The organism is Vibrio sp. Y42_MX_L11 (assembly GCF_024181785.1).
GTDB lineage: Bacteria > Pseudomonadota > Gammaproteobacteria > Enterobacterales > Vibrionaceae > Vibrio > Vibrio diabolicus.
On the sequence record NZ_JAMZAP010000007.1, the window covers coordinates 51,163 to 73,181 of the forward strand.

24 protein-coding genes are annotated in these 22,019 nt (G+C 44.4%); 11 read left to right on the forward strand and 13 right to left on the reverse strand.

Translation table 11 applies throughout. The features are described 5' to 3' along the window. Positions 1-80: 80 nt before the first annotated feature. Positions 81-983, reverse strand: coding sequence for an aromatic amino acid DMT transporter YddG (gene yddG, locus NL643_RS09245; protein WP_048625236.1), 903 nt, complete (start codon positions 981-983; stop codon positions 81-83). 120 nt (positions 984-1,103) lie between these two features. Between yddG and NL643_RS09250 the strand changes: the two genes are divergently transcribed. The 5 genes from NL643_RS09250 (at position 1,104) to NL643_RS09270 (ending at position 5,376) form a co-directional block, all read left to right on the forward strand. After that, positions 1,104-1,253 carry a hypothetical protein gene (locus NL643_RS09250; protein ID WP_114322900.1) on the forward strand — a complete coding sequence of 50 codons (150 nt, stop codon included), beginning with the start codon at positions 1,104-1,106 and terminating at the stop codon, positions 1,251-1,253. Between the two features lie 12 nt (positions 1,254-1,265). Further along, entirely contained in the window at positions 1,266-1,916 is a 651-nt protein-coding gene (gene elbB / locus NL643_RS09255) for an isoprenoid biosynthesis glyoxalase ElbB (RefSeq protein ID WP_046873691.1), read from the forward strand. Positions 1,917-2,249: 333 nt separating this feature from the next. Then, positions 2,250-3,398, forward strand: coding sequence for an L-threonine dehydrogenase (gene yiaY, locus NL643_RS09260; protein ID WP_005391135.1), 1,149 nt, complete (start codon positions 2,250-2,252; stop codon positions 3,396-3,398). A 138-nt stretch (positions 3,399-3,536) separates the two neighbouring features. After that, complete coding sequence (locus NL643_RS09265) at positions 3,537-4,613, forward strand: PQQ-dependent sugar dehydrogenase (protein WP_253644307.1); 1,077 nt, start codon at positions 3,537-3,539, stop codon at positions 4,611-4,613. 142 nt (positions 4,614-4,755) lie between these two features. Beyond that, positions 4,756-5,376, forward strand: a complete 621-nt coding sequence (locus NL643_RS09270; protein WP_253644308.1) for an HAD family hydrolase — start codon at positions 4,756-4,758, stop codon at positions 5,374-5,376. A 99-nt stretch (positions 5,377-5,475) separates the two neighbouring features. Here the strand turns inward: NL643_RS09270 and NL643_RS09275 are convergent, their stop codons facing one another. From NL643_RS09275 to NL643_RS09315, 9 genes are all read right to left on the reverse strand, one after another. Further along, positions 5,476-5,955: a Dps family protein gene (locus tag NL643_RS09275; protein ID WP_253644309.1), complete on the reverse strand. Its 480-nt coding sequence runs from the start codon at positions 5,953-5,955 to the stop codon at positions 5,476-5,478. Positions 5,956-6,254: 299 nt separating this feature from the next. After that, entirely contained in the window at positions 6,255-8,255 is a 2,001-nt protein-coding gene (locus tag NL643_RS09280) for a methyl-accepting chemotaxis protein (RefSeq protein WP_253644310.1), read from the reverse strand. A 144-nt stretch (positions 8,256-8,399) separates the two neighbouring features. Continuing rightward, positions 8,400-9,608 (reverse strand): hypothetical protein, encoded by a 1,209-nt coding sequence (locus NL643_RS09285; protein WP_253644311.1) that lies wholly within the window; start codon positions 9,606-9,608, stop codon positions 8,400-8,402. Continuing rightward, the gene (locus tag NL643_RS09290; RefSeq protein WP_253644312.1) at positions 9,598-10,314 is read right to left on the reverse strand and encodes an ABC transporter ATP-binding protein; all 717 of its coding nucleotides are present in this window, start codon (positions 10,312-10,314) and stop codon (positions 9,598-9,600) included. The genes NL643_RS09285 and NL643_RS09290 overlap by 11 nt, the downstream gene beginning before the upstream one ends. Next, positions 10,314-11,549 carry an FtsX-like permease family protein gene (locus NL643_RS09295; protein ID WP_253644313.1) on the reverse strand — a complete coding sequence of 412 codons (1,236 nt, stop codon included), beginning with the start codon at positions 11,547-11,549 and terminating at the stop codon, positions 10,314-10,316. The genes NL643_RS09290 and NL643_RS09295 overlap by 1 nt, the downstream gene beginning before the upstream one ends. Continuing rightward, positions 11,539-12,768, reverse strand: a complete 1,230-nt coding sequence (locus tag NL643_RS09300; RefSeq protein ID WP_005391149.1) for an FtsX-like permease family protein — start codon at positions 12,766-12,768, stop codon at positions 11,539-11,541. Before NL643_RS09300 ends, NL643_RS09295 begins: the two co-directional genes overlap by 11 nt. A gap of 35 nt (positions 12,769-12,803) precedes the next feature. Continuing rightward, positions 12,804-13,550 (reverse strand): outer membrane lipoprotein-sorting protein, encoded by a 747-nt coding sequence (locus NL643_RS09305; RefSeq protein ID WP_203342812.1) that lies wholly within the window; start codon positions 13,548-13,550, stop codon positions 12,804-12,806. A 117-nt stretch (positions 13,551-13,667) separates the two neighbouring features. Further along, positions 13,668-15,110, reverse strand: a complete 1,443-nt coding sequence (locus NL643_RS09310) for a diguanylate cyclase (protein WP_253644314.1) — start codon at positions 15,108-15,110, stop codon at positions 13,668-13,670. A 142-nt stretch (positions 15,111-15,252) separates the two neighbouring features. Continuing rightward, positions 15,253-15,594: an alternative ribosome-rescue factor A gene (locus NL643_RS09315; protein WP_253644315.1), complete on the reverse strand. Its 342-nt coding sequence runs from the start codon at positions 15,592-15,594 to the stop codon at positions 15,253-15,255. Positions 15,595-15,959: 365 nt separating this feature from the next. Between NL643_RS09315 and NL643_RS09320 the strand changes: the two genes are divergently transcribed. The 4 genes from NL643_RS09320 (at position 15,960) to NL643_RS09335 (ending at position 17,806) form a co-directional block, all read left to right on the forward strand. Then, a complete protein-coding gene (locus NL643_RS09320) occupies positions 15,960-16,169 on the forward strand; it encodes a cold-shock protein (protein WP_005375625.1) in 210 nt (69 codons plus the stop codon). A 91-nt stretch (positions 16,170-16,260) separates the two neighbouring features. Next, entirely contained in the window at positions 16,261-16,806 is a 546-nt protein-coding gene (locus NL643_RS09325) for a YaeQ family protein (RefSeq protein ID WP_005391156.1), read from the forward strand. Continuing rightward, positions 16,793-17,335 (forward strand): hypothetical protein, encoded by a 543-nt coding sequence (locus tag NL643_RS09330; protein WP_124007598.1) that lies wholly within the window; start codon positions 16,793-16,795, stop codon positions 17,333-17,335. Before NL643_RS09325 ends, NL643_RS09330 begins: the two co-directional genes overlap by 14 nt. A gap of 111 nt (positions 17,336-17,446) precedes the next feature. Then, positions 17,447-17,806 (forward strand): glutaredoxin, encoded by a 360-nt coding sequence (locus NL643_RS09335; protein WP_053809555.1) that lies wholly within the window; start codon positions 17,447-17,449, stop codon positions 17,804-17,806. A gap of 192 nt (positions 17,807-17,998) precedes the next feature. Here NL643_RS09335 and NL643_RS09340 read toward each other — a convergent pair whose 3' ends face one another. Continuing rightward, positions 17,999-18,625, reverse strand: coding sequence for an OmpA family protein (locus NL643_RS09340; protein ID WP_139060016.1), 627 nt, complete (start codon positions 18,623-18,625; stop codon positions 17,999-18,001). Positions 18,626-18,903: 278 nt separating this feature from the next. Here NL643_RS09340 and NL643_RS09345 point away from each other — a divergent pair, with 278 nt between their 5' ends. Beyond that, the gene (locus tag NL643_RS09345) at positions 18,904-19,536 is read left to right on the forward strand and encodes a thiol:disulfide interchange protein DsbA/DsbL (RefSeq protein ID WP_139060015.1); all 633 of its coding nucleotides are present in this window, start codon (positions 18,904-18,906) and stop codon (positions 19,534-19,536) included. Positions 19,537-19,549: 13 nt separating this feature from the next. Then, positions 19,550-20,023, forward strand: coding sequence for an FKBP-type peptidyl-prolyl cis-trans isomerase (locus tag NL643_RS09350; protein WP_005391162.1), 474 nt, complete (start codon positions 19,550-19,552; stop codon positions 20,021-20,023). An 80-nt stretch (positions 20,024-20,103) separates the two neighbouring features. On the opposite strand, the gene cyoE is transcribed toward NL643_RS09350, so the two are convergent. Together cyoE and NL643_RS09360 are read right to left on the reverse strand one after the other, a co-directional pair. Further along, complete coding sequence (gene cyoE, locus NL643_RS09355) at positions 20,104-21,003, reverse strand: heme o synthase (RefSeq protein WP_145535466.1); 900 nt, start codon at positions 21,001-21,003, stop codon at positions 20,104-20,106. Beyond that, positions 20,996-22,015 carry a heme A synthase gene (locus NL643_RS09360; RefSeq protein WP_253644316.1) on the reverse strand — a complete coding sequence of 340 codons (1,020 nt, stop codon included), beginning with the start codon at positions 22,013-22,015 and terminating at the stop codon, positions 20,996-20,998. Before NL643_RS09360 ends, cyoE begins: the two co-directional genes overlap by 8 nt. Positions 22,016-22,019 lie beyond the last annotated feature (4 nt).

Here is a 22,019-nt window from a genome sequence, read left to right on the forward strand (position 1 = left end):
GAAAAAGCTCCCGACCGAGGGAGCTTTTTCTTTCTGCCATTTGAGCATACAGCGCAAAGATAAAACCAGATAATTTTGGTTTAACCTGCAGCTTCACGCTTCTCCTTGGTGACAACCCAGCAAAGCAAAGAGCCCACCGTAACCATCACAACCCCCTGCCAAAAACTCGGACTCAACGTCACACCAAGAATAATGGAAGAAAATAGCGCAGAGAAAATGGGCGTAAAGTAAGAAAGTGTCGCAAGAAAGACCATGTTTCCGCCAACAATCGCGATGTTCCACAAACCATAACCACCAGCCATCAACGCCGCAGAAGCAAAAAGGTAGCCCATTGCTTCCCATGAAAAAGTCATCTCTGGCTCATCAGCAAACGCATATTTCACCCATAACGAAACAGCAGTAGCAATGAAAAACAACGTAATCGCGTTATGTTTGGATTGCTGCCTCTGGGTTAAATTACAATAAAAGGCCCATATAACTGCTCCTGCGAAAGCCATAAAGTAAACCAAAGGGTTACTACTGACATTGGACATAATCTGAGTAACGGATAAGCCATTTTCACCACTCACCGTCCACGCGACTCCGATAAACGCCAGCGCAACCGCTGGATAAAGCAGCCAGTTTGTTTTTTTGTTACTGCCTAAAACCGCAAACAAAACGGTGAGTGCTGGCCAAAGGTAATTGACAATCGACACCTCAATAGCCTGCGCACGCGAGTTGGAATATCCCAGAGATAAAGCGAGAAATATTTCATAACAAACGAACATCGCGCCACCAAGCACGAGATATTTTGGAGAAAAGTACGATAACTTCGGAATGCCAACTACGATAAGAAGGAAAATAGAACTGAGAGAGTACAACATGGCTGCCCCGCCCACGGGACCTAGGCTCTCGGTTACCAACCTGGCAATGCCAAGTAAGCAACTCCAAGAGAGGATCGCAATACAACCATAAAGTGTGAAACGAAATTGCACTGATTTCATGTGACCTACCACTCACGAATGCCAAAGGAAACATCAGCTTAACTCAAAAATGATCAGGTTCAACGTACTGTTTTATAAAAATCAGTATAAAAATCACTCCATTACGCAGTTGGAGTCGATATGAAACATTTTCTGCCCTCGAGTGTTATGCTTACACCTTTTGTTGTGCGCTACTATGATGAAGAAGACGACGATAGAGAAATCGCCGAAACTGATTCGAGCACTCAGCATCTAAAAGAAACAGAGCAACAAACGGAAACCTCAGACTAAAGGAATTCTCAAATGAAAAAAGTCGCAGTTATCTTCAGTGGTTCAGGTGTTTACGATGGCACAGAACTGCATGAAGCCGTATTAGCACTCCATGCCATTGAAAAAGAAGGTGCATCATGGCATTGCTTTGCTCCTAACATCGATCAATTACACGTGATTAATCATCTAACTGGCGAAGAGATGGACGAAACACGAAATGTGTTGGTGGAATCTGCACGCCTTGCACGTGGCAATATTGATGATGTTGCAAGATTGAATCCAGATGAGTTTGATGCCCTACTCTTACCTGGCGGTTTTGGTGCCGCTAAAAACCTCACTGACTTCGCAGTATCAGGAGCTGAGTGCTCGATTAATACACACGTAGCTCAAGCATGTCGCGCATTCGCTCATGCGAAAAAGCCCGCAGGTTATCTGTGTATTTCACCTGTCATTATTCCGATGATTTATGATCAAGGCGTGAAAGGCACCGTAGGCAACGATGAAGCGATCTCGATAGCATTTAATCAAATGGGCGGTGAGCACATCACTTGCTCTGTCGAGGATATCGTTTTTGATGAAACACACCTCGTTCTATCAACCCCAGCTTATATGTTGGCAGAGAATATCTCTCAAGCGGCATCAGGTATCGAAAAGTTAGTATCAAAGCTGATTGATATTGCCTAATTATTGATAGATAACTTATAAACCTACCTCCCACCCCCATTGATAGTTAAGTTATTAATGGGGATTTTTTATACTTTAGTCTAATTTAGAGATATATCCGTATTAGATATCAATTTTTGCCAATCGATTGCGTCACTGGTTTCATATTTGTTCTACTTTATATCTGTGTTGCACCTATACGCTGTGCAACAAGATCACTGTCACAGTTTTTCTCTTGCAAATACCTCTAAATAGGTAAACTTGCTTCAGATCAACTTCAATCTGGAAACGAGTGTGCGACAGTAAATGGCAAATTAAGAAAGATTATTAAAAATAACGACGGAGCTATCCAATATGACAAGTGCATTTTTTATCCCTACGGTAAACCTAATGGGCGCTGGTTGTTTAAAAGACGCAGCAGACAGCATCCAATCTCAAGGCTTTAAAAAAGGTTTGATCGTTACGGATAAGATCCTTAACCAAATCGGTGTAGTCAAACAAGTTCAAGACCTTCTCACTGAACGCGACGTAGCAACCGTTGTGTACGATGGCACTCAACCAAACCCTACTATCACCAACGTTAATGATGGCTTAGCTTTATTAAAAGAAAACGAATGTGACTTCGTTATCTCACTCGGAGGCGGCTCACCGCACGATTGTGCAAAAGGTATCGCTTTAGTGGCGTCAAACGGCGGCAAGATCGGCGATTACGAAGGCGTTGACCAATCCGCAAAACCAATGCTGCCTCTCGTATCAATCAACACAACGGCTGGTACTGCTTCTGAAATGACGCGTTTCTGCATCATCACAGATGAAGAGCGCCACATTAAGATGGCGATTGTGGACAAGCACACAACACCATTGATGTCAGTGAATGATCCTGAGTTGATGCTTGCTAAACCTGCGTCACTTACTGCCGCAACAGGTATGGATGCGCTAACACATGCGATTGAAGCTTACGTATCTATCGCTGCGACACCAATCACTGACGCGGTAGCAATCAAAGCAATTGAACTGATTCAAGCTCACCTTCGCACAGCAGTGAAAAACGGTGAAAACCTTGAAGCTCGCGAGCAAATGGCATACGCACAGTTCATGGCAGGTATGGCATTCAACAACGCATCTCTTGGTTACGTTCACGCAATGGCGCACCAACTAGGCGGCTTCTACGACCTGCCACACGGTGTATGTAACGCAATTCTTCTACCTCACGTACAACGTTACAATGCGCAAGTATGTCCAGAGCGTTTACGTGATGTTGCTAAAGCAATGGGTGTTGATGTTGAAGGTATGTCAGCAGAGCAAGGTGCTGCGGCGGCCATTGATGCTATCGTTGAGCTCGCTAAAGATGTCGGCATCCCATCAGGCATTAAAGAACTTGGTGCGAAGCTAGAAGACATCCCAACCCTAGCGGACAACGCGCTAAAAGACGCTTGTGGTTTCACTAACCCGAAACAAGCAACGCACGAAGAGATCTCTAAGATCTTCGAAGAAGCGATGTAGGCTCGCTAAGTAAACAATTCTCTAGTCTTAATTCAATCCCCGATCTCGTATTGGGGATTTTTTATGTTCGCATACCCTGCCAAACGTCCTCTTTTAGTGTTAGTTTTTAAGTATCTTGGACTCATATTGGAAGGAACCATGAGAACGATCACTGCGACCCTACTCGCTTGCCTAGCTTTTTCTATTGATGCTGCGGAATATCGTGCCAATGAGGTTGCCAATGGGTTTCAAATCCCATGGGGAATTGAATTTCTCGATAAGCAACAAATGATCGTGAATGAAAAAAACGGCACCGTTTCATTACTTAATATTGCGTCGGGAAAACAGCAAACCCTCTTCAAAGTACCGAATGTGAACACCAGTGGGCAAGCTGGTTTATTAGATGTAGCTCTAGTGCCGAATACCGCTCCACAAAATCCACAACTTTTCTTTACTTACAGCAAACGTACCGATAAAGGAAATACTGTAGCCTTAGCGACCGCACAATTGAAAAACAATCAACTTGTGGGTTGGAAAGACGTCTTTGTCGCCGACGCCATCACGGACACCAGTCGTCATTACGGCAGCCGTATTGCGTTTGTCGATGACAAGGTTTACTTCTCAATTGGGGACCGTGGCGAACGTGATAATGGGCAAGACACTCAAACCCATGCAGGCACCATTCTTCGCCTCAACCTTGATGGCTCGGTACCACAAGATAATCCATTCAAGACTTCTGAGGCTCGCCCTGAAATATGGAGTTACGGGCACCGTAACCCACAAGGCATGTTTTACGACGAAGCAACAAAACAGCTTTGGTCGATTGAACATGGCCCTCGTGGTGGTGATGAAATCAACCTGATTAGGAAAGGTGCAAACTACGGCTGGGCAAAAGTCTCTCAGGGTAAAGAGTATTGGGGACCGTTAGACGTTGGAGAAGCGAAAAGCTTACCGAATATGGAAGACCCAAAGTTGGTTTATATTCCGTCTATCGCGCCAAGCAATATGGTGGTGTATCGTGGCGATAAGTACTCTGAGTTAAATGGAAAAATTTTAGCGGGAGCACTAAAACTAGCTCACATTAACGTGGTATCCATTCAAAATGGCAAACTAAAAGGATCAGCACGATTAATGGAAGACCTCGGCGAGCGAGTAAGAGATATCACCGTCAGTCCGAATGGCTATGTCTATTTTTCAACAGATACAGGCAAAATTTTCCGTCTTGAAGAGAAGTAATCAAACACCAACATTATTGAGACTATTTAATTTGTGACGTATCAGTGATTTATTTTCGTACAAGTAACACGTTTGAATCTAAAATTAACAATAACCTTTTGTTTTTAGAAAGATAGCTTGGTTTAAGTCGTACGAGGTCATCATGGTTCCTTTTCCATTAAAACTTGAAAGAGTCAAAGCCGTTATTTTCGACTTAGACAATACGCTCGTCAGCTCCGATATGAACTTCAAAGATCTTCGTCAGCAACTAGGCTGTCCACAAAACGAAGATTTATTGGATTTTGTTGATAAGCTTGACCATCCACATCAGAGAGAGCATGCCCATAATGTCATCTTTGATCATGAAATTTCTGATGCAGAGCAATCATCTCCGATGCTGGGTTGCCACGAGCTTTTGGCATACTTACATCAGCATAAAGTTAAAACCGCGATAGTAACGCGCAACTGTTTGATCGCTACGCAGCGTAAGTTGGAACATAACCGAATTGATGTTGAACATGTCCTCACTCGTGAATGCTACCCAGCAAAACCTGATCCTTTATCACTCCAAGTCCTAGCCAAAGAGTGGCGATTAATGCCAGATGAAGTACTTTATGTGGGCGATTTCCTTTATGACCTACAAGCCGCATACAACGCCCAAATGCCATCCTGCCTTGTTCACCACAATACGACTGCACAATTCCACGACTCCGCCTCTCTTGCTGTAACAGAACTGACCGATTTACTCGAACATTTTCAGTCTTTTAAGCACGTTCACGACTAACTAGGTACTTTCATAAACAAAAGGAGCACTCGCGTGCTCCTTTGACTTATTCCCGATTTATTTATGCGCCCCCAAGTGAGTGCTTGGGCGATGCGTCGCTTAGCCTTGTAGGTAAGCGTTAAGCATCCACATTAATTTTTCTTGCTCACGGATGTAGTCACCCATCAATGCCGCGGTACCTTCATCGCCTGCTTCACCCGCGTTTTGTAGAATCTCACGCTGTTTTAGAAGTAGAACGCTAAAGCCTTGAACCAGACCTTGTACACACTCCTCACCAGAAGTCGCGTTTTGATGTTCTTTAATTTCACTTGCTTCCAAGTAGTTGCTGAATGCGTGCGCTGGTGTATGACCCAAGGTAAGAATACGCTCTGCAAGCTCATCGATTTTTGCTTGTAGATCCGTGTAGATCTCTTCAAATTTTACGTGCAGTTCGAAGAATTGCGCACCTTTGATGTTCCAGTGGTAACCGCGAGAGTTCATGTACAACACTTGGTAATGCGCTAGCAGTTGATTTAGCTGTTGAGCTAGTTGTGCTGATTGTTCGCTGTCTAGACCAATTAGGTTTACTTGTTTGTTCATAATCTTGCTCCTAGAAGGATGATACCAATCGTAGTAACGAACGATTCTCTTACCGGGATTGGTATAAAGTTTAAAAATTCTTTTGCAGTATTTGCTGCCGATGGAGCCATATTACGACTCCACCTTGGTGAAGAGAATTTGGTTTTAGCTATGATTTAAATAGCTAAATCCAATGAGCAAGTAGACGAATATCGGCGTATCATCCAACAAAAAGCCCCAACCCTTTTTGTGTGAAAAGGATTGGGCTTTTTTACGATTTGGTTAACGCTCAAAATTCGATGAACAGATGTAAACCTCATCTACGCCGTTTTGAAAGTTGCCATCTGTTGATTAAGCTCGGTAACTTGCTCTTTTACTTGCAATGATGTCTCTGATGCACGTTGGCTGTTATTCGAAACCTCATCCACTGATTGAGTAATACCGGACATCAATCCAGTGATCGAACTAGTCGCATGAGATTGCTGCTCTGCCGCTGCCGCAAGTTCTGCCATTTGTTCATTCAAAGAGCCAATTTGCTCAGTAGTAACAAGCAAACGAGTTACCGCTTTTTCAATGTGCTCCGCGCCCTGCTCCGCAAGTGATTGGCTGTGTTCAATTTCCTCAACTACCGAATTAGTCGAGCGTTGAATCGCATTGATGATGCCGTTGATTTCTGTCGTCGATTGAGTAGTGCGAGTCGCTAACATACGCACTTCGTCCGCCACAACCGCAAAGCCTCGTCCTTGCTCACCCGCACGCGCTGCTTCTATCGCCGCATTCAATGCCAGTAAGTTAGTCTGCTCTGCCAAGCCTTCAATCACCTCCGTAACTCGGCCAATGGCTTCGCTCTCTTTGCTTAACTGCGTCACTTGCGTACTCGCGGTTTCAATGCTGCCATGTAAGCTTTCCATGGTGACTTTGTTTTGCTCTAAAGCATCACGACCTTGTTCAATCTCGCCTTTTGAATCAGAGAGCTTCTGCACCGATTGATTGGCTTGATCTAGCGTGTTACGCGCGGCTAAAGCGATTTCATCCAATTGGCTTCCCATTTCAACAATGCTGGTTTGTTGCTGTTCTACATTCGATGAAGTGACTTGTGCCGATTCCAACAAAGCACCCATGCTGGTATCCACTTGATGCGCTTTCTCGCTCACCCCTGCCACGATGCTCGCTAACGATTGGTTCATGCGGTTAATCGAATCGGTAAGGTCTGCCAATTCATCTTTCCCAGCAACAGTGAGCGGAGGCTGAGAAACGTCCCCTGAAGCGATCGTCTTTGCACGCTCCGATAAGTTTTTCACTCGGCGACCAATGGTGTTGCCCATGTATTTTGAAATCGCTATCGCGGCAAACAAAACCAATGCCGCTGCAATCAGCATGGTGGTGAGTACGTTTTTGATCGACTGATTAATGCCCTGTCCGCTTTGATCTGCACGACTTTGTTGAGCCAATACGATCGTTTCTAAACTTTGGTCTAGGGCATCCGCTGCTGGCAACAGTTCGTTCGCCATCAGCAAGTTTGATTCGTTCCACTCTGGCGACTGACGTAATGCAATGACCTGATCTGCTAAGGGAAAGTACAGTTGCTGCATTTCTTTAAACAGTGACCACAGTGATTGATCGTTATCAGTAAGCCTGTCGAGTTTACTGTCGATTTCCGCCACAGACTGATTGTGGTACTTAATCAAGTCGTGGTATTTGTCCAGATGATCTTGTTGCCCGTACAACAGGAAATCTCGCAAGGCGGACAGAGCATTGGCGAGCGAGGTATAGCTGTCGGCATAGACTTTAAACAGACGTTTTCTGTCTCCACCAAATGGGTTTCCTGACTCTTCATTGATTAAGCTTTGAAGCTGATCAAGTGCCACTTCTGCAATGGGTGCCGCTTCGTTAATAAAGAGGTTGTGCGCGGGTAAGTTCTCATCACTGTGGCTGAGCTCAATCAGCTTGTTCAAAGAGACTTTGACCGCATCCCACTGACTTTGAATCGCTTGAAAATCCTGTTCAGAGATCAAAGCCTGCAAAGTTGGAAGCGACTCGTCTGTAGATGCCATGATATTGCGTACGTCCTCACTTAGACGTGCGCTCGCCTCTTCATCGCCACCTAACAACATGTAGGCTCGAATAGAAGACAACGACGCTTGAACGGACTGTTGGATACCGCGACTGGTGTCAACGGTCGGTAAATCGGATTTAAGTAACGAAGAGGCGTATTGCTCTACGGTGGTGACGTTGCGATACGTGAATACCGCTGATGCCATAAAAAGTACGGCTAGCAGCACAAAACTGAGCTGCAACTTCCCTGATATCGTAAGGTTCATCCATAAACTCCTGACAACGATGAGCCTTAAATATAACGATGTTTACAAAAATGTTAAATGCTTGTATCAAAAACAACTTCAGAACAAGGCATTATTTGTGATTGATTACATTATTTAGGGATAGCAGCTAAATGAAAGGCGTCTCTAGTAACTATACCGGATATTAGCAAACACCAAAGTTGCAGGTGTTTCTCCAAATAAGCTGCCGTCCGTACCGTTAAAATGTTGAACTACAGTTAGCAGTTGCCAATTATCACTGAGTGAATAGCTGCTGGATAATCCAGCAAAGTAAGAGCCATCATCATAGTAACTAGCCGATAAGGTGACGCGGTTGAGCGCCGTTAAGTCGAAGCTAGCATCGGCATAAACAGTATGCTCCGTGAAGCTCAAGGTTTTCGCAGAGAGAGGGAGGTTTAGGTAAGTTAATGCGCTGCTCGCTGGCTTTGGTTCAGAAATAAACAACCAAGCCCCTCTCACCATCCAGTTACGCACACCACCAAAACTGTAATCTGACTCCAAACTAGCGACTGTCGTATCCTCAGTAGGCTGACCTTGACGCTCTGTATCAATAGGATCAAACCAGCTTAACTCGCCTCGAAGCCCGGCTTGATAGATATCAGTCGCGAACCCTGCTCCAAGGACATAGTCTTGCCGAGATCGACCCGCAATGATTTGATAGTCCCAACCAGAAACGTTGGAGAAATATCGTAGTGACGTGCTGTTTTCTTTAGACTGCTTTGACGGAGAGAAAACGAAATCTAACCCAGCGGCAAACCCAAGTTTTTTACTCACCATGACAGCGTCGGTGCCCGCCCGCTCTTCGTAATCAAAGTCGTAAATAGAATAGGCGTTGTAGATGTCGTTTGGGTTCCAAATGGTGTTCATTGACCAGTTGACCCGGAACCGCCCTAACCTTGCACTCCAATCTTGGTCACTCCAAGAGACGTAGAGTCGATCCAGTTGGGTATTGAGGATTGCATTATCTTCTCGCCAGTTTTTGCTTAGATCAAAATACCCATTATCAAGCGCCACGAGTTCCGCATATCGAGGGATCTCAAGCGCATCGCCCCACAATGCTCTATTCCTTATACCGAGATTTATTCGCCATTCAGGAGAAAAGCGATATTCAACGTTAATCCGGTTATGGAGTAGATGGTCAAGGGTATTACCCTGCTCGTCAGGCATACTATAGGTCGCCATGTACTTCACATAGCCATTGATATCCCATGCTTTTTCAGGCTCCAAACCCGGTACGCTGGCATTAGTTTTAATGCAAATTACCGCAGGACTTAATGCAAAAATAAGCCGCAATAACTTGGATAGTAAGCTCACGCCTTCTACTCTACCATGCATGGCTCTTCTCTATGGTGTTATCAATGTTGGCAAAATCTCGTGCCAAACGCCCGTCCTCAAATACTATGATTCGATGCGCGCGCTTAATAACTCTAGGATCATGGGTAGAAAAGATAAATGTCGTGCCTTCTTTTTCGCTGAGTTGTTCCATGATATCAAGCAGCTCGGCTGTACTTTTTGCATCTAAGTTGGCGGTAGGCTCATCTGCCATTACAAACCTTGGTTTTGGTGCCAATGCTCTTGCAACCGCAACTCTCTGTTGTTGGCCTCCAGACATTTTACTCGGACGTTTATGCATCTGCTGCGATAATCCAACCTGTTGCAGTAATGCGCTGGCGCGTTCACGACATTCCCTTTCTGTTTTCCCTTGCAATTGCATAACAAACTCGACGTTTTCAAGAGCTGTCAGTACGGGGAGCAGGCTATAATCTTGGAAGATAAAACCAATGTTATCGCGCCGATAAGCGATCAACTCTTTTTCTGACATATCAGAGATTAAGCATCCATCAATTTCCACGCGTCCTGATGTAGGCGAATCGATCCCGCCCAACATGTTTAGTAGCGTCGTTTTCCCTGAACCAGAAGGTCCCATAATAGCGACAAACTCACCTTGCTTGATCTCCAAATCTACGCTCTGAACCGCATGTACCGGGAAGTCACTCTTTGGGTTGTACGTCTTGCATAAGCCTTCCAATTTAATCGTCATTACGTTTTCTCCGCCATGGCATCCGCAGGTCGATGCTTGAGAATTTGCCTTGCTGGATACAAAGCCGCAAATAAGCTTGCGACAAAAATAGCCACAATAATCAATTGATATTCATAAAACGACACTCTTGGATAAAGCAAGGTATCGACGCCATAAGCACCTAATCCATCCGCAAGTGCGCCAAGCGATAAGCCAGTAATACTCAGTATTTTCAACATGACTGCGCTTCCTAATAACCCTAGCGCGCAACCACTTAAACCAAGGAATAGCGTTTCCAAAATAATCAGTGTGCGAATTTTATGCTGCTGCATGCCAACCGCCATTAACACCCCAAACTCTCTCGTTCTTTCAAAAACTGACATCAGCATGATGTTGATGATTCCCAGAGTCATGGCAAGTACGAAAATGACCAACATAATTTGGTTAGAGATATCCATTGAGCTCATCATTGTTGCGAGTAAAGGCTGTATTTCTTGCCATTTTCTCACGATCAATTGTTCACGGTTGGCTTGTGGCAATATTGATAACGTAAATGCCTCTGCACTTTCTAGCTGTTCAGTCTCGTTGGAGTTCAACAAAACGCCAATTTCATGCGCACCCGACAAGCCTGCGATTGTTTCGAGATCGACTTTACGGACGTAGACATTACCGTCATCAAACGTGGTGGATGGCGTTTTAAAAATACCTCGAACGCGAAAAGCTGCGCCAGATACATCACCCTTGATGTCAGATAATGTTAAAACCACTTTCGATCCAACACGCAGCTTCAACCGATTTGCGGTTTTTTGCGAAACAAGAATGGGGTTTCTTCCCACTTCGTTTAACCATTCTCCGTCTATCACATGGCTTGTAAGCGGTGTGATACTTTGCTCTTGTTCAATATTGATGCCATTGATCCGAACGCCTCTCGTACTACGCGCAGAAGCAATCATGCCATCAGCAAGAAATCGCGCCGATACCGCTTTAACATCTTGATGTACAGCCAAAGCGGCCGTTATCGTTTGATAATTCGTTATTGTGTCACTAAGGTCAGGATTATTAAGGTAGGATTTCTGATGCACTTGTAGATGACTGGTTTGCCACGCAATCGCGTTTTTGATCATGCTGTCGACCAAACCGTTCATGAATCCAATCATGGCAACAACGCCCATTAAGCCGAACACCATCGCTCCCAGCATAATGGAAGTTCTGAGCTTGTTCCGCCATAAATTACGCCACGCCAATTTAATCAACATGCGCGCCTCCTTTTAGCCCACTAGCAATGGGCAAGCGAAGAAGTCTAGCCATCGGATACATCAGACATAACGATAAAATAACGAGAACGACAAGAATTTGATCCATTAACAAATAAGGGTCTAGCGAAACAGGTACGATTGGTTCAAAGCCACTCTCCAGCATCACTTGTGCAGCATCGCCAGTAATCTCAATCGGATTGATATAGAAATACGCAAGCACAGGCGCGCTGATCAAGACACCGAGCACAAGACCAATAACGGAGATAAACATCGATTCAATGGCGACGAGCCCCATAAGCTTGCTGCGCAACATACCCGTCGCGAGCATCACCGCAAATTCACGCTGGCGCTCTAACGTCATCATCAAAATCGTGGCAAACAGGCCAAAACCAACAATGCCGTACAAGATATAGATCAAAAAGATCCCACCCGCTTTGTCCAAGGCTATCTGTTGAGAAAGTTCTGGCGACAGCTCCTGCCAGCTTTTTACTGCGACGCCATTCCCGTAGTGGCGCTTTAGTTGTTTAACAATGTCAGGCAACACGCGTAAACTTTGAGTGTTAAGGACCCATGCGGTGACTTGGTTATCAAGCGAATACAACGCTTGTGCGGTATCAAGAGGCATGTAGACCAACTGAGAATCTAACTGCTGCAAAGGAAAGTGCAAAATACCGGACACCTGATACAGTCCAGCCGCCGTTTGACCACGATAACCCGAACCATACAACACCAGTTCATCACCAACGTTCAAATGAAGGTAGTTTGCCAAACCCTCACCAACAAGCACCGAGTTTTGTCCAGATGCAATAAAGCGCCCTTGTACGATTTTGTCACTAATGCTGGAGTAGCTATCTTCAGCGTCAGGCTCAACGCCGAGCACCATCACGCCTTTGGATCGTTCGTCTTTGGCGGCAAGCGCAAATGACTCAATTCTCGGCAGAACGATGTCGATATCAGGGTTGTTTTTAGCAGATGCAATGAACGCTGGCGTTTGTGGAAGGACATCATCAATGCTAGAGGAGTCCCCAAAATCGGGATGTTGTAGCTGAATTAATCCCGTATAGAACTTCGCAGCGTTTTTAATATTTGAGGAGTAACTTCCTTCTTGGAACGCTCGAGTCAGTAAGGAGAGAAACAGAACAAGAGCTAACGCAGAAGCGGTTAACAATGTCCGCCGTTTTTGCCGCCATAGATTTCGCCATGCGAGCTTGATGAGCATCCGATTCTCACCTCTTATCTAAACCAAAATCCACCCTAATCTCGCAGAGCCTTCATTTGCTGCTGGGAGAAAAAGTCATCATCGATATCAAAATCAAATTGCGCTTCGTGCGTAATCAAAACCGTTTTATTTCCTGGTTTATCTATCGGCTGCATCTCCATGCGAGTCGCAACGTCTCGCCCACCCAACGTTTGCACATCGTAAGTCGTCAAAACATTTACCAGTTCATCAAATTCATCGTAAAACTCGACTTTGCGCTGTAAAAAGCTCGTTTGAGAGATCCACAGTCTGACTTTGCTCCAAACCACTGGGGCGTCAGGCTTGGCAAGTGCATCAATTACCCAAACTTTGTCACCATCAAAGGTTTCACTTTGAAGCAGTTGATGTTGATAATCGACAACAATAGAAGATTGGTTAATTAAATCATCATTCGTGAAGTCTGATCCCATCCAAGACTGACTGAGCATGGATGGCGCAATTTTAATCACTCGCTCGATACTCGGCACCCAATTCCACATTTCTCTATGACGTTTTAACGAGGCGCTACCTTTATCTTTCGCCGGAGCAGTCACCAAGACCAAAGATAATTCCGTACCTTTCGTCCAACTCTTCATAGTCATTGAACGTGACCAGTCAGGGCGAACAATTTTCATGGTGGCTTCGCTATAACTGGATTTTCCGCGCATCGCTTGATCAGACTTTTGGACTATATCGAAAGCGCTCTCAGCGTAAGAAAAAGAAGAGAGAAGTACACAAGCGAGAACACAAAACGTTTTATACATACCTTCCCTTTGTACCGACACGACCTAGAATTTGAAGCGAAACGGGTATAATAATTTTAAATTCAATTGAGTATAGCAAGTGAGGATTTAGAAATAGCGATTGGTGACTCAAAAACGCTAAGGGGCTTGACGAAGCTCAGGTTGAACCTGGCTGTCTGTTATGACTTGAAACACCGCGCGATTTTTACCTTCAGACTTACCTTGATACATCAGTTGATCAGCGTCTTGTAAATTCACGATGTGAGTAAATTCAGGGTAGTATGCGCAGCCTAAGCTAATGCTCAAATGAATCGCTTGCCCGCCAAGGATAATAGGTTGTTCGTACACGGCTTTGCAGAGCATTTGAGCAAAGCTGCGCGCCTCTCGTTCAGAGAGCGATGCTGTCACGAGTGCGAACTCTTCTCCGCCAATTCTCGCCAATGTCATACGTTCATCAGTCATTGATTTTGCTGTTTCAGCCACGGCCACTATCGCTCTATCTCCGACAAGATGACCGTATTGGTCATTAATTGATTTAAAATCATCAATATCAAATACCATTACCGTCAAGCTTCGCTGCAAGTGATTCAAGAGCGCCAATTGTTCAATCAAGTGTCTACGGTTGTAGAGTTTTGTTAGGGAATCCGTTAACGTCATCTCCAGCAATTGCTGGTTAGCAATCGTCAATTGTCTTGTGCGCAGCGCAACCATGCGTTTGAGTGCGAAGATATGATACAGCGTCGCGACCGCCATAACGAAAATCGCAATAGGTAGGAGATAAAGAGGATAGACCGTTTTCACCACACTCCAGCGATTGAGGATCCTTTCTCGATCTGTATCGATAACTTTTTCAAACGCTCGAGAGACATCCAAAATGGAAGCAGAACTATGCAACCCTGCTGCAATCCGAAGGTCTTTACTATATAAATTTATTACAGGAACAAACATGCCTACTCCCGGCATAGTTGCCATATAAAAGTTAGCTACTTGAAGGTCCGCGACGAAATACAGCACCTTCTTATCGACAGCGGCCTGTATCATCGTGTCGTTATTAATGTACTCTGCAATAGGCGCATTAGGATAATTCGTCTTAATAAACTCAGACTCGTAACTTCCTTTAACGACACCAATTGGCAACGTCATTTCACCAGCTAAAACACTTTTGACATCAATCGAAAGCACGTCTTGATTGACATATAATTTAGTTTGAATGGGCATGATAACTGCGCCAAAATCCAAGTAATCGGCTCTTTCCGATGAGTAAACCAATCCCGCGTGAAAGTCAGCACGCCCCTCTTTTACGGCCTGTAAAGAAGCCTCCCAATCAAGAAGCAGAAACTGAACATCAATTTGGTTGTCCGCCGCATACGCTTTCCAGAAGTCGATCAAAATGCCTTTGGGTTCACCGTCTGGGCTAAGGTAAGAGAATGGCTTCCAAGCTTTGGAGTTAGCAACTATTAAAGAATGAGACTCTGACTTGTGCGCATACGTCATCGGGCAAATAGACAGCCATAGTAGTAACAAAGAAGCACACGCTTTTGTACACTTGCAACCATAAGTACCATAACTCGTCGATGACATACCTACTTCTCACCAGTCTTTTTAAACCATAATCTCGGCTGTTTTGTCTGATCTAAAGATATAGCAGAGCGGTGTCGGACAGGAAGTGGCTCCTATTGATATGAATCTAACTTAGTAGGTTTTAGTACTTATTTGGTACTTTTCAGCGTCTAGTTTTAAGAAGAAAGCTAGCCAGTATAAGGTGAGGTAAGAGTGATTTAACTAACACTAACCCATTGAATTTGAATAGATTGATAAAAACCAGCTTCAATAAAAAAGCCCTATTCAAAATCCACATCGGGGAGAACTTTGAATAGGGCTCTTTGCCTCTATGCTTCATTTTCCGACTGAAGCTGCCTTTACCTTTTTTCGCTTTTACGACTCGTGTTCTGAACAATTGACTGGTGACAACCGCTTTTAACGCATTGTCCTTGATTTCACCTCTGCCGAAATCGGTCTCGTGTTGTAACTCATTCGGCTGAGGACTGGTTTTAGGTTTTGCCATAAATCCTCCTTAATGGTCGAACCAGATTGGACAATAATTATATAAATAAGTCAAATTTATAGATTTAGTTGAATTTTATGCTGAAAAACTTCACATCACCGTCATTTATTTGAAATTTAATCAAAAACATGCTGGTTAAATAGTGACTAAATACAAATATTTGTCCATAAAGCACTAATATATGTTGACTCTTCGTGGAATTAACCTAGACTCAAACACGGCTAGAAAGAAAGTTCTTTGTTTTCACATTTCGTTGGATTACTTGTAACCCGTCGTCCTGTGGTACGCAATAGCAATTTATTTTTCCACGCTATAAGCGCCGTTGAGGCGAAAGATTACATTATTTAGATATTTAGGAAATAGACATGTCTAACACAGCTACTGGCACAGTTAAGTGGTTCAACGAAACTAAAGGCTTCGGTTTCATTCAACAAGAAAACGGTCCTGACGTATTTGCTCACTTCTCTGCAATCACTGGTGACGGCTTCCGTACTCTAGTTGAAGGCCAGAAAGTAGAATTTGTTATCTCTCAAGGTCAAAAAGGCCCTCAAGCAGAGCAAATCAAAGTACTTTAATTCTTAAAGAATTTGATACGATAGCCAGCTTCTAAAGCTGGCTATTTTTTTGTCTATAACTTATTTTTGCCAACAAAAACGATATAAATCCATGGCTCTTAAACCGACTATTTATAAATTTCGTATCGCCATTTCCGATATGAATAACGACTATTACGATTCTAAAAATCTAACTATCGCCCTTCACCCTTCAGAAAAACCTCAACGAATGCTGGCTCGTGTTTTAGCTTACTGCTTAAACGCTCAAAGTAATTTAGAGTTTACGAAAGGGCTTTCTACAATTGAAGAGCCTGATTTATGGCATGTTGGCGATGATCAAAGCATTACTCACTGGATTGAAATTGGCGAACCAGAACCAGAAAGAATTAAGAAAGCCTCTCGCCTAGCAAAACACGTGAAAGTCTACACTTATAACACTAAAGCGACGGTATGGTGGGATAAAATGTCAGGAAAGTTCTCAATGCTTCCGGTCAACGTAGAAAGCTTTGACTACGACGCTATCGACTTGATTTGTCAGCACCTTGACCGAGGCACTAGCCTTTCTGTTATGATAACCGGCAGCTCTATTTTTGTTGATATCAACGATCAACACGTCGAAGTAACGGTGAAGGAACTAAAAAGCCATGACGTCTCTTAGTGAACTGAGTCAAGAGATGGGATTCAAAGAAATTCCCTTCGTTAAAGAACATAAAGCGGCAAAGCGACGTTGGTTAAAAGAACAGTCACAACTGTTTACAAAAGTTTGTGAGAACAAACCCGCCACGGCGCCTACTCTTCACCTGCTTGGTCTTTTGACTAAGTCGCATATTGAAGCCAGCGCTAACTATGAGCAACATGCGCATTCTGCCCAGCAAATGCAGCAAGTGCTGACTGACTCCTTGGGTGATGAGCACGCGGATAAGTTCACTAACCAGTCCGCAGAAGACCTTATCTTGATAACCCACCTTTGGCTTTATACTCAAGGCTATTTGAATATGGACTTTAGCTTGGCGCACGATCATGCCGAGCAAACTCAGAATACATTGCAACACGAGCTTGTTGTAAAACGCATGGATGTTGATGCATTCAGAACCGAACTGATGCAAAGCTTTTATCTAGGTAGAGAAGCCAGTCCAGCTTCGACTAGCGGTTTTTGGGGCAGGTTAAAACGCTTATTTTCCGCATAAAATACATGGTTTTATCCATTTCAAACAACTGATAGACTTCACGCTCAATGCAACAAGCATCATTATTGCATTTTTAAAGGACAATTACCCAATGAACATCAAGGGATCATTATGAAGTTTATCCGTTGGATTTTAGGCAAGGTTATCTTATTACTGAACGCCGTGTTCTCACCTCGTGGTATTAAACGCAGTGCAGAAGAACAACAACGTATTGATGAAAAAGCAAAGCAATACGCACTTTACCAATTTGAAGCTTGCCCTTTTTGCGTAAAAGTCCGCCGTGCGATGAAGCGTCAATCAGTGAACATTGAGCTACGTGATGCAAAAAATAACCCGACTCATCGAGCTGAACTAGAGCAAGGTGGTGGACGAATTAAAGTCCCTTGCCTGCGTATCGAAAAAGATGGCGAAACACAGTGGCTATACGAGTCATCTGACATCGTCGCTTACGTTGAAAAAGAATTTGCCTAAGTTCCCCCTATGAACATTGGCGGATGTAAAAGAGGCACCATACAGGTGCCTCTTTTCTATTCAGTCTAGCTGCTCGTTGCTATGCCTAGCCTTTGGGTTCACTCTTCTTGCTCATTCCCAGACGGAAACGCCAGTAAACACATAAGGGCTCAGTGAAAACAACACGACGTAGTTTATCGACCAACCATCGCCTTACTCATCAACGATCAGCGTTAGCTCTACGCGTCGATTACAAGCTTTGCCACTGACTGTCGCATTACTGCACTGCGGCACATACTCGCCAAAACCTCTAGAAAACACGCGTTGACGAGGAATACTCGTCGCCAGTAGTTGCTTTTCCACTTCACGAGCTCGCTTTTCTGACAACGTGTCATTAAAGCTGGCAGCTCCCGTGCTATCGGCATGGCCATCGATCACGACATCCACATCCGTTCTTCCTGCTAGATAGTGACCAATGTTTCGAATCCAGTCTTGAGATTGCGCTGATAACTGAGCAGAGCCAGTTTGAAAATGCACTTGCTCTTTCAAACGTATCATTAAGTGACCGCCACTGAGTGTCTCATGAGGAATATTGTGCCTGTTCAGAAACATTTCCAGAGAGGTCACATTTTGCGACTTTTTTACTGATGCCCTCTCAGTCTGATACGTGCGAGGTGAAGAAGCCACACTGGAGGCACTCGGATAGCCCCACTCAGGATGTCTCAGCTCGGTGTTTGTTTTAGGAGCTGTATCTAAAATGTTCCCGCCAGGAACCATGTCTTGATCAAGGCTACTGCACCCAGTCAGAATGCCGCAAACAATTAAAAACCACTGCTTCATACCATTACCAACGTAGAAAAACTCTTGTCCATTGTGTCGACAAAACACGCCGAATCTTTAGCGCTTTTATCCACCGATTGGTTTGTATATGCAGCGTTCATGCCACTGGAATCAATATCAAGTCTCTCTCAAATAAAAAGCGATGCCAAAATACCTCCCTGCAGCCTACACATCAGGAAAAGTCTGTTACCAATCGTCTCACTTTATTGTTATTTAATGGTTTTAGTCACTATCGTTAACCGATAAACTAACGCAAATTTCTTACTTAGAGCATTATTATGTTAAAAACCATATCGAAAGGCTTTGCTGTGATTGCCGCCATGATGGCCTTGTCGGCATGCGATAGCGGCAACACTCAGCCTCAGCAAGGCAAACAATACGAAGTTTTGCCTGTATCTCTTCAAGAATATGATTTGGCGCCATTGACAGAAGCTTTTGCCCTAACTTGCGGCCACTGTCGCTCAATGGAAGAGTTTGTCCCTCAAATTGAATCATTGACCGAGCAAAGCGTTGAAAAAATGCATGTAACTTTCAATGAAAGTGCACAAGTAAGCGCCATCATCTTCTACACTGCAGTCATGCAACTAGAGTCGACACCTGACAAAGCATTTATGGCGGATCTTTTTGCTGCCGTACAAATGGGTCCTGATGCGACTGCTGAGGAACGTCAAATCGCCGTAGAGAAAGCCTTTGAGTCTCGCAACCTTATCAGCCCTTACCATTTAGATGAAGCACAGCAAAAAACGCTGTTTGAGTACATCACTAAGGCAGAAGCGATCACGACTCGCGGCCAAATTAACTCCGTTCCAGCCTTTATCGTTAATGGAAAATACCAAGTCATTACTGGTGGTCATGACAGCGTCGAAGCCATGGCAGAAACCATTAACTATTTGCTAAAACAACCTAAATAGACAAGGAGCTTACGTGTCTAAATTTTTGTTTCCTCTCATTATTTTCATTCTGGCGGGCTTTTTCATTTACCGTACTTGGACAAACCATAAAGTAGCGGATGAAAACTTTGCGAAAGGCCAAGCATTCTTGCTCGAGAATGCGAAAAAAGAAGGCGTTATCACAACAGAAAGTGGTCTTCAATATATTGTTCTTGAAAAAGGCGAAGGTGAGGTTCACCCAACCGCGACAAGCAAAGTCAAAGTGCACTACCACGGCACGTTGATTGATGGCACTGTGTTTGATAGCTCCGTTAATCGCGGTGAGCCAATTTCGTTTGGTCTTAACCAAGTCATTAAAGGCTGGCAAGAAGGCCTACAATACATGGTCGAAGGTGAAAAAATCCGCCTTTTCGTACCAAGCACGCTCGGTTATGGCAAAAGTGGCTCAGGCCCAATTCCACCAGCAAGTGTTTTGATCTTTGATGTTGAATTGTTAGAGATTCAATAATTCTAGAAACTTTGCATTAAAGCCAACTATCAAAACCAAAAACGCCGCGAACCACGCGGCGTTTTCTGTTTAAAGAGAGGCTACAAGCCAATATAGTGATCCGAAAGCAATGCAATGAACAACGCAAAAAGGTGATAGATAGAAAATTTAAACGTCTCCATCGCGGTATTGGGCTCTGGCGCGTATTTTAGCTTCCATGCATGGTACATAAAGCCAGCGTTAAGTAGTAACGAGGCAAAAAGATAAACTACGCCAACCATTCCAACCAACACCGGCAGCACACAAACCAACGTCAACAATACTGTATACAACAGAATGGAAGTTTTGGTGTACTCGATACCATGTGTCACTGGCAACATTGGAATATCCACCTTACGATAGTCCTCTACGCGATGAATTGCGAGTGCCCAAAAGTGTGGTGGCGTCCAGATAAAAATGATCATCACAAGCAGCCAAGCATTCGCATGCAACTGCCCTGTTACGGCAGTCCAACCGAGAAGAGGCGGCATCGCACCCGCAATACCTGCAATTACGATATTTTGGGGCGTAGCGCGTTTGAGGTACATGGTGTACACCATCGCATAGCCGAGTAAACTCATCAAAGTCAGCCATGCCGTCAGTGGGTTAACCAGCGCATATAAAAGAACAAACCCTATGACGCCTAAAGCCGTCGCAAAGGTTATCACCGATAACGGCTTAGCTTCACCCGATGGCAACGGACGTTTGTGTGTGCGAGCCATTCTCGCATCAATGCGGCGGTCAATCAGGTGATTAAACGCTGCCGCGGAGCCTGCCATCAAACCAATGCCTGTTAGGCCAACTGCCGCCTGCAACCAAGGAAACTCAGTAACAGGCGCTAAACTCATCCCGACAACGGCCGTCACCAGCATTAATGCGACTACTTTAGGCTTCGTTAACTTCAAATAAACGGAACTTAGTCGCTTTCGCTCATTTAACGACAGTGCGATTTCTTTACTCATAGCGAACTCCTTTCGCGGTGTAACTCCAAGCTTTTTTGCCCTGCCACAAATAAAACTGACTCACACAAACAAGACTCAACATAATGGCGGCACCCAAGTTATGTGCCACGGCGACATAAATAGGAAGTTGGAATACGACGTTGCTCACGCCCAACATAATTTGACTCGCTAAAGTGAGTAGTAACCATCGTCCAATGCGCTGTGAATGATGGGAATCTTGCCTCATGAGCATAATGCTATAAGCCAATACGACGGTAGCGGTGACCATCGCACCGAGGCGATGCGTAACATGTATGGTCATTCTTGCGGGATACTCCAATACACCAAACTCGTAATTCTCGAATCCGGTTTGCCAGAAAGAAAACGCCTCTTTCCATGAGAGATGACTCATCCAATCTCCCTCACAAATAGGCAGTGAGGTGCACATGAGCGCGGCATAGTTTGACGAAGTCCACCCTCCGAGCAGCACCTGCATAAAAACAACCAGAAAGACCAATAATGAGAAGCCTCGCAGCGAGCTGGAAGATGGAGAAAAATAGAGATTATTTTGCGCTTTTAACTGGCAGTAAAAAATCGCCTGCAGAACCAGTAAAGTAAAGCCACCAAGCAGATGAAGCATTACGATGACTGGCATTAATTTGAGCGTCACGGTCCACATCCCCAAAAGTGCTTGCCCGACCACCAGTACACTGAGCAGCATCGGAATAGTAGGATTCACGCGCTCAGACCTCATTGATATCACTGTCATGGCAAAAATGACCAAACCCAACGTTCCTGCAAAATAGCGATGAATCATTTCAAGCCATGCTTTCTCATGCTCGACAGCCCGTTCAGGGAAATTAAGATTGGCACGTATTACGTCTTCTTCTTGATGAGGCACAGCAAGATGCCCATAGCAGCCGGGCCAATCAGGGCAACCTAACCCTGCATCAGAAAGGCGAGTATATGCGCCTAACATGATCACCACGAAAGTTAGGAGCAAACTGAATTTAACCAACTGAATTAACTTCATATAC